Source organism: Mesorhizobium sp. M6A.T.Cr.TU.017.01.1.1, assembly GCF_004023115.1.
Lineage (GTDB): Bacteria > Pseudomonadota > Alphaproteobacteria > Rhizobiales > Rhizobiaceae > Mesorhizobium > Mesorhizobium mediterraneum.
In genome coordinates this window covers 38159-49622 of record NZ_RZTA01000004.1, presented here as the reverse complement: position 1 = coordinate 49622, position 11464 = coordinate 38159, and the positions used below count along the sequence as shown (strand labels likewise).

The following is an 11464-nucleotide window of genomic DNA, read 5'->3' as shown; positions in this document are numbered from 1 at the left end:
GGCTCAGTCGAGGCCCTTGAACGGACCGTCACGGAAAGCGAGATATTCCTTGAGGCTCATCTTGGCGAGGTTGGCCATCCATTCACGGCCTTGCTTGGTGACATGCAGTGCTGCGATCGCCTCGATATTGTATTGGAAGGACGGCAGCAGCCCGGCCACCATCTGCTGGTTGTTGATCGACGCCTTGGTGAACTTCAGCGCCGGAACCGGCATGCGCGCCAGCTTGCGGGCGAGGTTTTCCGTCTTTTCCTTCAACTGATCGGCCGGCACGATCCGGTTGATCAGATGCATGCGCAGCGCCTCCTCGGCGTCGACAAGGTCGCCCGTATACATCAGCCAACGCACGTCGCGCGTGGCGAGCAGCCAAGGCATCATCAGCGCCGGCGGCCCGGAATTGTGGCGCACCTCAGGCTCGCCGAATTTCGCATTGTCGGCGGCGATCGCCAGGTCGCAGCACATCATCAGTTCCAGCGCACCGGCCAGCGCATAGCCGTTGACCGACGCGATGACCGGGATCGGCGCGCGCCAGATGTTGAGCAGCGCTTCAGCGTTCTCGCCCATGTCCTCGCGCCAGAAATCGATGTCGACATCGAAGTCGCCGCCCTGCAGATCGTAGCCGGAGGAGAAGGCACGGCCGGCGCCGGTGATCACCAGCGCGTTGATATCAGGATCGGCAACGGCGGCGGCGAGTGCCTTGTCGATCTCGCGGATCACCGTCTTGTTCATCGCATTGAGCTTGTCGGGACGATTGATGGTGATCGTCGCGAACTTGTCGGTCGCGTCCTTCTCGTAGAGGATCGTCTCGTAGGTGGCCTGCTCGCTCATGCGGTTCTCCTGGTATTTTCGGCAGTCGGAAATCGGAGGTCGGTGAAGCCGGGCTGAGAGTTGACCTTGTCTACGCGGCCATGCGCTTCAGCCGCGCATGCGCCACGGCGATGCGAGCGGCGAGCTCGGCGTTGTTGCGGACCAGCGCGATATTGGCCTTCAGGCTGCGGCCTTGCGAAAGCTCGTTGATGCGGGCGAGCAAGAACGGCGTCAATTCCTTGCGTCCGATGCCGCGTTGTTCGGCTTCCGCCACAGCCGCAGCGATCGTGCCGTCGATGAAGGCCGGATCGAGCGCATCCACTTCCGGAATTGGATTGGCAACGAGGATGCCGGTGCCCGAGCCGATCTGCTCGTGCAGCAGCATGGCCCCAGCAATCTCCTCCGGCGTGTCGAGGCGATGATCGGCTTTCAGTCCGCTGGAGCGCGTATAGAAGGCCGGAAAATCATCGCTCTGATAGGCGATCACCGGCACGCGCTGGGTCTCCAGATATTCCAGCGTTTTTGCCATATCGAGGATCGATTTCACGCCGGCGCAGACGACCGTGATGCCGGTCTGCCCGAGTTCGGTCAGGTCGGCCGAGATATCGAAAGTGGCCTCGGCGCCGCGATGCACGCCGCCGACGCCGCCCGTCGCGAAAATGCCGATGCCTGCCAATGCAGCGATCCGCATCGTCGCCGAGACCGTGGTGCCGGCCGATCCGCCGCCCACCATGATGGCGGCGAGGTCGCGCCCGGAGGCCTTGACCACGTCTTTTGCCGCTGCCAGCTGCTCCAGCTCTCGGTCGTCAAGCCCGACCTTGATCTTGCCGGCGACTACCGCGATCGTGGCGGGAACAGCGCCGTTCTCGCGCACCACGGTTTCAACACCGCGCGCGGTCTCCAGGTTGGCCGGATAGGGCATGCCGTGGGTGATGATCGTCGATTCCAGCGCCACCACTGCGCGGCCTTCCCGGAGTGCAGCCGCGACTTCGTCGTTCAGGTGAAGGAGGGAAGTTTTCATCGTCGTCTCGCTTTCAGGGTGGTCTCGCTTTCAAGCGGGAATGCGGTACATGCCGGCGGTGAGGAAGCGCGGCGACAGATCGGGATGAACGCTGGATTCACTCTCGGTGGTCAGCGTGGCGAGCAGCGCGCCGGTGCGCGCTGCGTGGGGCACGGGATCGCCCGAAAGCACCTTGTACATGGTGCCGGCAATCATCGCATCGCCGGCGCCGGTGATGTCGACGGCCCGCGCTGGCACGGAGCGCATCGTCGCCACGCCGCTCTCGGTCGCGACAGCAAATCCATGCGCGCCCATGGTCACGATCACTTCGCTGGCACCGGCCGCGCGCAAGGCAGCGGCAGCGTCTTTAGGCTTCAGCCGCTTGTCGGCATCGGTGATGCCAAGCATCGTATTGGCCTCGTCGTGATTGGTGAACAACAGGTCGATGCCGGTCAGGTCCTTCGGCAGACGTGCCGATTTCGGCGACGACACCGTATCGACGGCGAGCTTGAAACGCGCGCCCTGCTTGCGTGACATCAGCGCGGCGATCGTCGCGGCCGGCAGGTTGCAGTCGATGAACACCCATGTCGCCGAAGCCAGATGCGGCCAGAAGCGGTCGAGATAGGATGGTGAAAACAGATCGAAAATCTCCATGTCGGCGATGCCGAGCACGAGATCGTTGTTAAGATCGAGGATGGCCGCGTATTCGGCCGTCGGCCGCTCCGTTGTGGTGATCACCTGGCTGACGTCGGCGCCGAGATCGCGCAGATGCCGCACCAGCGAGCGGCCGGTTTCATCATCGCCGACAATCGAGACGAAGCTTACGTCGACTCCGAGGCGGACAAGGTTCTCGGTGACGTTGCGGGCGACCCCGCCGAAGCTGCGATAGCCGTCGACAGGGTTCGACGTCTCGAAAATCAGATCCTTCTTGGCGTGGTACTTGCGGTCCAGCACCGCGCCACCGATGCAAATCATGCGCTTGGAAGCCGGCAACACGTAGCCGCGGCCGAGAATATAGCCCTTGTTGACGAGCTGCACGATGTGGGCCGCGACGGTCGAACGGGCAATGCCGAGCGCGGTCGCTATGTCCTGTTGGCCGGCGAACGGGTTCGCCGCGATGAGATCCAGAACCGCTTGTTCCTGTGCTCCAAGGTCGTCCATCGTCTCACCCGGCCCGTCCAATTCGTCGCTGAACATTTTCGATATGGACAACAACAGATGATCTTGTCAACATTCGTTTGTAGCTATAACGTCCATCAAACCGGCGTTTCCCCGGCTTCTCTCGAAGCGGGGACAAGGCACTAGAGAAGGCACAGCGATGCGCATGCGAGATCATCCGCCCTGCCCGCTTTCACTGCTTCAACACCCTGAAGCGGCCATGCCTGGTTTTCGCCTTCTGCGTTTGACAATTCCAACAGGAAGGTGATCGCGATCATGCAGCCTGAGCCTCAAGTCGAAGCAACAGATCAGGCCGAAGCAACAGGTCAGGGAATTCCCGTCGTCGATGTCGGGTCCTTTATTCGCGGCGAGTCCGGCGCCGGCGCTGTCGTCAGGGCTATCGAGACCGCCTGCCGGACCACCGGCTTCTTTCTGGTCACCGGCCATGGCGTGTCGCCGGAAAGGACGATGCGGCTCTATAATCTGGCGCGCGCCTTCTTCGATCTTCCAGAGGACTACAAGCGCAACCACGGGCGCGGAACCGGCCTGAACGGCGGCGTCGCCTTCTCTCCGATCGCCGACGAAGCGCTGGCCGCCACCAAGGGCATCAAGACACCCGGCGATTACAAGGAAAGCCTGAATTTCGGTCTGCGCCTCAACGGCGACACCTGGCCGGACCAGCCCGAAGGTATCGAGAGCGCCTTTCGCGATTATTTCTCCGAGATGGAGACGCTGGCCGGGCACCTGCGCCGGATCTTCTGCCAAGCGATCGGCCTCGAGCCCGACTATTTCGAACCGGCCTTCGAGAACCATCTGTCGGCATTGCGGGTCATCAATTATCCCGAGCAGGAATTGGACCCCCTGCCCGGCCAGCTTCGCGCCGGCGTCCACACCGACTACGGCTTCATGACCATCCTGCGTTCGGAAGCATCGTCCGGCGGCTTGCAGGTGCAAACACGCGACGGGCGCTGGCTCGATGCGCCGTCGATCGACGGCGCCTATGTCGTCAACATCGCCGATGCCTTCATGCGCTGGAGCAACGACGAATGGGTCTCGACGCCGCACCGCGTCGCCAATCCGCCGCGCAACAGGAAAGGCAGCTCGCGCCGCCAGTCGATCCCGTTCTTCGTCAACCCCAGCAAGGAAACGATGATCTCCTGCCTGGAGCCGTTCTGCGCGGACGGCAAGCAGGCCAAGTATGAGCCGATCACCTATGGAGACTATATCGAGCTGAAGACGAAACAGGCATTCGGCCGCTGACCGAAGCCGGGGCTCGGGCGCAATCGCCCTCGCCAAGCTCAGCCGGACGGCTCCAAAAACGACCGTCCCAAAGAACGAATTGATTCAAGAAATCAACAAGGGGAATTGTGATGACGAAATTCACCAGAAGACAGACGGTTGCCGGCATGGGCGCGCTCGGCGCCGCCGGGCTCATTGGGATGCCTGCCATCGCCCAGGAGAAGACGCTGATCGTGCCGACGCTCGGCGGCGTCTGGGAGCAGTTCTGGCGCTCGACCATCGCACCGGCCTTCGAGAAGGCCTCGGGCGCCAAGGTGACGCTCGATGTCGGCAATGGCCGCGTCTTCGGCGCCAATTTGCGTGCCGCCGGCGTCGACAAGCCGCCCTACTCCATCATCATGACCAACGAGGTCTTCGCCTCCGGCCTGCGCAAGGAGGGCTTCTTCGAAAAGCTCGATCTGGCCAAGTTGCCAAACTACAACGACCTTTATCCGCTGGCCAAGATCGCCGACGGTTTCGGCGCGACCGGCGCCATCTCGCCGATCGGCATCGGCTACCGCACCGATCTGGTGCAGACGCCGCCCAAGGCGTGGAAGGACCTCTGGAGCAACGAGGAATTCAAGGGCCGGATCGGCCTCTATAATTTCGCCAACAGCGCCGGCAAGATGGAGCTGCTGCTGGCCTCGAAGATCTTCGGCAAGGACCAGTACGACGTCGATGCCGGTTTCGACGCTCTCGCCAAGCTCGGCCAGGTGATCCAGGTCGACTTCAACCTCTCCACGGCTTTGTCCTCAGGCGAAATCGTCGTCGCGCCGTTCGATTTCGGCGAGATCGCGCGGCTGCGCAAGCAGGGCCTGCCGGTCGAATGCGTCGTTCCCGAGGAAGGCATGTTCATGTTCGACCAGACGGTCTCGATCCTGGCCAATGGACCGGAAAAGGAGCTGGCCTATCAATATGCTGACTTCCTGCTGTCGCCGGAAATCCAGATGCTGATGGCGAAGGAATTCTTCGTGTCGCCGACCAACTCCAAGGTGGTCATTCCGGACGACCTCAAGGCCGACGTGCCGGTCTCGGGCGAGGCAATGACCAAGATACTCACCTGGGACTGGGATTTCGTCAACGAGAAGCAGGGCGAGCTGGCCGAGCGCTGGGCCAAGACGATCCTTTAAGGGCTGACATTGAACTTGGGATGGCGCGTCTCGCTTTCGGGGCGCGCTTCCCGCCAGCCGCGCCGCACCTGCGGTGGCGGTCGATCGCCTGTGAAGTGGAGCATTCATGACCGAGGTTAGCATCGAGCGGCTGACCAAGACCTTCGGCAGCGCACGCGCGGTCGACGGCATCTCGATCCGCATCGCCGATGGCGAGTTCATTTCGCTGCTCGGTCCCTCAGGCTGCGGCAAGACGACGACGCTGAAGATGATCGCCGGCTTCGAGGAAGCGAGCGAAGGCGCCATCCGCTTCGACGGCAAGGACGTCATCAACGTGCCGGCCGAAAAACGCGACATCGGCATGGTGTTCCAGAACTATGCGCTGTTTCCGCATATGACGGTGGACCAGAACCTCGCTTTCGGGCTGGAGATGCGCAAGATCGCCAAGCCCGAAATGCGCAGCCGCATCGCCAAGGTGCTCGATATGGTGCAGCTCGGCGGATATTCCGAGCGCTATCCAAACCAGCTTTCCGGCGGCCAGCAGCAGCGCGTGGCGCTGGCGCGGGCACTGGTCATCGAGCCGAAGATCCTGCTGCTCGACGAGCCGCTCGCCAATCTCGACGCCAAGCTGCGCGAGGAAATGCGCGTCTTCATCCGCGACCTGCAGCGCCGCGTCGGCATCACCACTGTCTACGTCACGCATGACCAGGCCGAGGCGATGACGATGTCCGACCGGGTCGTGGTCATGTTCGGCGGCCGCATCGCCCAGATCGGGGCGCCGTCCGACATCTATGAACGCCCCGAAAATCTCGAGGTCGCGCAATTCGTCGGCCAGGTGAACCTGATCAAGGGCACGGTCAGTGGGAAGGCGGAAGTCGGCAAAAGCCGCGTCACGTCCGTCTTTGGCGAAGTCGCCGTCGACAGCCGCGAAGACTATGCGTCGGGCACCGCCGTCACATTGTCGCTGCGCCCGGAGGCGATCGAACTCAGGCCCGCAGGTCAGGGCGGCGCACCGGGAAAGGTTACCGCGCGCTACTATTCCGGCAGCATCATCGATTACCGCGTCGCCCTCGATTCCGGAGAGACGCTGCACGTCCAGACCTTTCCGAACATTCGAATTGCCGAAGGCGACCGCGTCAGCGTGCACGCGCCGGCGGATGGGTTCTGGCTGCTCGGGGCAGCAAAATGAGGGCGGCGCGCCGCAAGGGCCTTGGACCGCTGGTCCTGATCGCGCCGGCGGCGGCGCTGCTGGGCATCTTTCTCATCCTGCCCTACCTCAACATCGTGGTGATGAGCTTTCGCATGCCGGGGCAAGGCACGCCTTACGGTCCGGGCTTCACGACAGGCAACTACACGAAGTTCTTCGCCGACAGTTTCTACCTGCTTCAGGTCGCCAACACGCTGTGGATCGGCCTCATCACCACCGCGATCTGCCTCGTCGTCGGTTTTCCCGTCGCCTGGCAATTGGCGCGCGGCACCATGCGTTTTCGTGCGCTGGCCTATGGGCTGGTGCTGTCGCCGTTGCTGGTCGGCATCGTCATCCGCTCCTATGGCTGGACGATTCTTTTGGGCAATGCCGGCCTCATCAACCGCACGCTGACTGGCATGGGCCTCATCGATCGCCCCTTGCCGCTGATGTACAATGCGCTCGGCATCGTCATCGCGCTGGTCCATGTCTTCCTGCCCTTCATGATCCTGCCGATCATGGCGGGGATCCAGGGCGTCGATCCGTCGCTGGAATCGGCGGCGCGTTCGCTCGGTGCGTCGCGCTTCACTGCCTTCCGCCGCATCGTCCTGCCGCTGTGCACGCCAGGCATCCAGGCCGGCTGTATCCTCGTCTTCGTTTTGTCGCTCAGCGCCTATGTGACGCCGTCGCTGATCGGCGGCCTCAGGGTCAAGACCATGGCCGTCACCGTCGTCGATGCGCTGATTGATACGTTCCAGTGGCCATGGGGCTCGGCGCTGGCGCTGATGCTGTCCGTCACCGGCGCGCTCTGCGTCGTCATCTTCGCGCGGCTGACGCGCATGAAATGGAAAGTGGCGCGACCATGAAGCGGCCGGTGCTCACGCTCTACTGCCTACTGGTCTATGCCTTCCTGCTGGCGCCGATCCTGGTGGTCGTCGGCGCCTCCTTCAATGCCGGTAATTTCCTGACGTTCCCGCCGCAGGGCCTGTCGCTGCGCTGGTATGTGACGTTCTTCCACAATGACGTATTCATGCGCGCGATCCGCACCTCGCTGTGGGTGGCGGCGGTCGCCACCGTCATCTCCGGAACCATCGGCACCATGGCCGCGCTCTACTACGTCCAGCATGCCGGCCGCTGGAAGGAGACGGTGCGCGTCGCCATGCTGGCGCCGCTGCTGCTGCCGGAAGTGCTGACGGCGATCGCACTGCTGTTCTTCGTCTATGCGATCGGCATCGGCACCACGACCATGATCGGCATGGTCGCCGGCCATGTGCTGATCACGCTGCCCTTCGTCTTCATCAACGTCTCGGCCTCGCTGGAAAGCTTCGACCCGTCCTGGGACATGGCGGCGCGCTCGCTGGGCGCCGACCGCCTGACAAGGTTTCGCCGCATCATGCTGCCGCTGATCAAGCCCGGCGTCATCGGCGGCGCGCTGTTTGCCTTCATCATATCCTTCGACACTTTCACCATCTCGTTCATGCTGAAGGGAATCGGGACGTCGACGCTGCCGATCCAGCTGTTCGACTATCTGCGCACCAACTTCACGCCGGAAGCCGCAGCCGTCTCGACCGTATCGATCGTGCTGACGCTGGTGGTGGTGATCGTCTCGGAGAAAGTGCTGGGCCTGCGCATCCATCGCTTCTGAGATGATGCTGCGCTTGTCATCTGCAACACACCGGCAGCGCTATGATCGATCCGCCTTCAGCACCGAGACGGCCACTTCGCTGTTGTGGACATATTCATTGGCGTCCGGCTGCTTTTGCACGAGCAGGATGAACAGCAAGTCCGTCAGTGTCAGCTGCGCATCGCGTGCGGTGATGGACGAGGAGCGTGCACGCTCTTCGTCGGCGATGGTGTAGAGGCGGATGTCGGCGACGCGGCTCAACGGATTGTCATGCAGACCGGTGACGGCGATCACCGTCGTGCCGCGCTTGCGGGCAAGTTCGGCCATCCGCAAGGTTTCGATGCTGGCACCGGAATAGGAGAGCGCGAACAATACGTCGCCGGGTCCGAGCGTCGAGACATTGGCCATCTGCACATGGCTGTCGCTGTCGTGCAGCACATTACGGCCGAGCTTCATCAGCTTGTAGGAGAAATCGCGCGCCACCAGCGAGGAGGCGCCGACGCCGACCAGATGAATGCGACGCGCGCGGTCCAGCATGTCCAGCGCCCTGGAGATGATCCGTTCGCTGTTGGCGGCGACGGTCTGCTGCATCGACAGAAGCTTGCTGCCGATCAGCTTCTTCAGGATGATCTGGTAGCTGTCGCCAACCTCGATCGAGCCGTGGATCACTCCGGCCGGCACTTGCCATTCCTGCAACTTCGCCTCGCTGACCGCGAGCTTAAGCTCCTGGTAGCTGGCATAGCCCAGCTTCTGGCTGAATTTGACGACGCTCGACTGACTGCGGCCGATCTCGATGGCGAGAGCCGCCGTCGACAGGCGCAGCATCTGGTCGGGGTGGTCGATGATGAATTGCCCGATCTGGCGATCACCGGGCGCCATGGTTTCGAGCTTGGCCTCGATCTTCTTCAGGACGGACATGCGTTCCCTTGTCGCCAGTTGCAGGCAATGCCAAACAAAGGAATAAATTATTCCGGCCACGATTGACAGCCAGGAATGATCCATCGACTCTCGAGCCGATGCGACCGGCCCAGATTCGGGCATGAAAGATCGCCTGCGAGCGCGTAAGCTCGTACACATATCAGGTCAGGTTCCAGAGCCATGGACAAATTGCGGATCGCCGGCGGACACAGGCTGCAAGGCGCGGTGACCATCTCCGGCGCCAAGAACGCAGCTTTGCCGCAGATAGCGGCCGCCCTGCTCAGCCCCTATCCGCTGGAGCTGACGAACCTGCCTGATGTGACCGATGTGGAAAATATGCTTGGCGTGGTGAGACTGCACGGCGCCGAGATCACCAGATCAGCCCATGCCGCCACCATCGATACAAGTGCTGCCCTCTCGAAGGAGACATCCTACGACACGGTGAGGCGCATGCGCGCGACGGTGCTTGTTCTCGGCCCGCTGCTTGCCCGCTTCGGCCATGCCAGGGTTTCGCTGCCCGGCGGATGCGCGATCGGCGCACGGCCGGTCGACATGCATGTCGCGGCGCTCGCCGCCCTTGGCGCCGACATTGCCATCGAGAACGGGCTGATCGTTGCGTCGGCGTCGGGCGGATTGAGAGGCGCGCGTATCGTGCTGAGCTCGCCGTCGGTCGGAGCGACGGAGACCGCGATGATGGCCGCGACCGCGGCGAAGGGCGAGACCGAAATCCTCAATGCGGCGCGCGAACCGGAGGTGGCGGACCTCGCCGCCTGCCTGAACGCCATGGGCGCCCGGATCGAAGGTGCGGGCACGCACCGCATCCTGATCGAGGGCAGCAGCAACTGGCGTGCTGCCACGCACGACATCATCCCGGACCGGATCGAGGCCGGCACCTACGCGATTGCCGCGGCCATCACCGGCGGCCAGCTCGAGCTGACCCATGCGCGGCTCGAGCATATGGCATCGGTGGTGCAGCTGCTCGAGGCCACGGGTGTGAAGGTCTGGCCCGGCGACCGTGGACTGATCGTATCGAGGGACGGCCCCCTCAGAGCGGTCGACGTTACGACGGAACCCTATCCTGGCTTTCCGACCGATCTCCAGGCCCAGTTCATGGCGTTGATGTGCTGTGCCGACGGCGCGGCGCTGTTGCGCGAGACGATCTTCGAGAACCGCTTCATGCATGTTCCCGAGCTGATGCGGCTCGGCGCCAATATCAAGCTGCAAGGGACCATGGCGCTGGTGCGCGGAGGCGAGAAGCTGAGGGGCGCGCAGGTGATGGCCACCGATCTGCGCGCCTCCGTCTCGCTGGTGCTGGCGGCGCTGATCTGCGAAGGCGAGACAGTCATCAACCGGGTCTATCACCTCGACCGCGGCTATGAGCAGCTGGACCGCAAGCTCCGCCTGTGCGGCGCCCAGATCGAGCGGATAAGTGGATGAGTGTCGCCGCGGCGTCTGCGCATTATTTCCTGGGCGTCGACGGCGGCGGAACCGGCTGCCGCGCCCGCATCGAAGACGAAGCGGGAACGGTGCTGGGGCAAGGCTTGTCGGGCCCGGCAACGACGCGGCTCGGCATCGGCGCGGCCTGGGCCTCCGTTGCCAAAGCGTTTGACGCGGCGATCGAGGAGGCGGGTTTCGGGCCGGCGGAGATCGCCCGGATCCGGGCAGGAATTGGCCTCGCCGGCATCGGGCGCAAGGGTGCGCTGGAGGCGTTTCGGGCGATTGCACATCCCTTTGCCAGCATCGACTTCGTCAGCGACGGCGTCGGCGCCTGCCTTGGTGCGCATTCGGGCCAGGACGGCGCCATTGTCATTGCCGGCACCGGCTCCATCGGCATCGGTTTTGTCGACGGGCGCGACCTGCGCGTCGGTGGCTACGGCTTTCCGATCTCCGACGAGGGAAGCGGCGCCGACCTTGGGCTGAAGGCCGTGCAGCTCGCCTTGCGCGCCCACGATGGCCGGCACGAGCGCACGGCGCTGCTGACGGAGGTCATGCAGCGTTTCAAGGACGACCCGATCGAGGCGGTCGCCTGGATGGACCGCGCCACAGCGACCGACTATGCGGCTTTCGCACCCATGGTGATCCGCCACGCCGACCAGGGAGATCCGGTCGGACGACGCATCGTGCAAGGTGCGGCCGAGCAAGTTGATACTTTCGTGCGGGTGCTTTTCGAAAAAGGCGCGCCACGGGTGACGTTGCTGGGAGGGTTGTCCAGCCCGCTCGAGCCGTGGCTTTCTCCCGACGTCCGCCGGCGTCTGAAACCCGCCGATGGCGACGCGGTTTCAGGGGCCATCATCCTGGCCAAAAAGTCTCTTGGCGGCCGATAGCGTCCCAACACAAGGAATGGAATATTATATTCCACTGTCCGTTGACACTGCGAATAATCAATT

General features: G+C 63.3%; 12 protein-coding genes. 7 read left to right on the top strand and 5 right to left on the bottom strand.

Translation table 11 applies throughout. The features are described from left to right. Nucleotides 1-3 precede the first annotated feature (3 nt). The 4 genes from EOB36_RS02240 to EOB36_RS35655 form a co-directional block, all read right to left on the bottom strand. Nucleotides 4-825, bottom strand: a complete 822-nt coding sequence (locus EOB36_RS02240; RefSeq protein ID WP_127203660.1) for an enoyl-CoA hydratase/isomerase family protein — start codon at nt 823-825, stop codon at nt 4-6. 70 nt (nt 826-895) lie between these two features. Beyond that, entirely contained in the window at nt 896-1825 is a 930-nt protein-coding gene (locus EOB36_RS02235) for a pseudouridine-5'-phosphate glycosidase (RefSeq protein WP_128284191.1), read from the bottom strand. A 30-nt stretch (nt 1826-1855) separates the two neighbouring features. Then, a complete protein-coding gene (locus EOB36_RS02230) occupies nt 1856-3016 on the bottom strand; it encodes a carbohydrate kinase (RefSeq protein ID WP_245467567.1) in 1161 nt (386 codons plus the stop codon). An 89-nt stretch (nt 3017-3105) separates the two neighbouring features. Continuing rightward, the gene (locus tag EOB36_RS35655) at nt 3106-3240 is read right to left on the bottom strand and encodes a hypothetical protein (RefSeq protein WP_281035466.1); all 135 of its coding nucleotides are present in this window, start codon (nt 3238-3240) and stop codon (nt 3106-3108) included. Here EOB36_RS35655 and EOB36_RS02225 point away from each other — a divergent pair. The 5 genes from EOB36_RS02225 to EOB36_RS02205 all read left to right on the top strand — a co-directional run bounded on the left by EOB36_RS02225 (nt 3239) and on the right by EOB36_RS02205 (nt 8180). Further along, complete coding sequence (locus EOB36_RS02225) at nt 3239-4222, top strand: 2OG-Fe(II) oxygenase family protein (protein ID WP_128284190.1); 984 nt, start codon at nt 3239-3241, stop codon at nt 4220-4222. The two genes, EOB36_RS35655 and EOB36_RS02225, sit on opposite strands and share 2 nt — an antisense overlap. A 110-nt stretch (nt 4223-4332) precedes the next feature. Then, a complete protein-coding gene (locus EOB36_RS02220) occupies nt 4333-5370 on the top strand; it encodes an ABC transporter substrate-binding protein (RefSeq protein ID WP_128284189.1) in 1038 nt (345 codons plus the stop codon). A 106-nt stretch (nt 5371-5476) separates the two neighbouring features. Next, nucleotides 5477-6538, top strand: coding sequence for an ABC transporter ATP-binding protein (locus EOB36_RS02215; protein ID WP_128284188.1), 1062 nt, complete (start codon nt 5477-5479; stop codon nt 6536-6538). After that, nucleotides 6535-7401, top strand: a complete 867-nt coding sequence (locus EOB36_RS02210) for an ABC transporter permease (RefSeq protein WP_128284187.1) — start codon at nt 6535-6537, stop codon at nt 7399-7401. The genes EOB36_RS02215 and EOB36_RS02210 overlap by 4 nt, the downstream gene beginning before the upstream one ends. After that, on the top strand, nt 7398-8180 hold the full coding sequence (locus tag EOB36_RS02205) for an ABC transporter permease (protein WP_095484012.1): 783 nt from the start codon (nt 7398-7400) through the stop codon (nt 8178-8180). Before EOB36_RS02210 ends, EOB36_RS02205 begins: the two co-directional genes overlap by 4 nt. Nucleotides 8181-8219: 39 nt before the next feature. On the opposite strand, the gene EOB36_RS02200 is transcribed toward EOB36_RS02205, so the two are convergent. Further along, the gene (locus EOB36_RS02200; protein ID WP_128284186.1) at nt 8220-9077 is read right to left on the bottom strand and encodes a MurR/RpiR family transcriptional regulator; all 858 of its coding nucleotides are present in this window, start codon (nt 9075-9077) and stop codon (nt 8220-8222) included. 180 nt (nt 9078-9257) lie between these two features. Here EOB36_RS02200 and murA point away from each other — a divergent pair, with 180 nt between their 5' ends. Then, on the top strand, nt 9258-10514 hold the full coding sequence (murA, locus tag EOB36_RS02195; RefSeq protein ID WP_126103421.1) for a UDP-N-acetylglucosamine 1-carboxyvinyltransferase: 1257 nt from the start codon (nt 9258-9260) through the stop codon (nt 10512-10514). Continuing rightward, a complete protein-coding gene (locus EOB36_RS02190) occupies nt 10511-11401 on the top strand; it encodes an N-acetylglucosamine kinase (RefSeq protein ID WP_128284185.1) in 891 nt (296 codons plus the stop codon). Before murA ends, EOB36_RS02190 begins: the two co-directional genes overlap by 4 nt. Nucleotides 11402-11464: the final 63 nt, after the last annotated feature.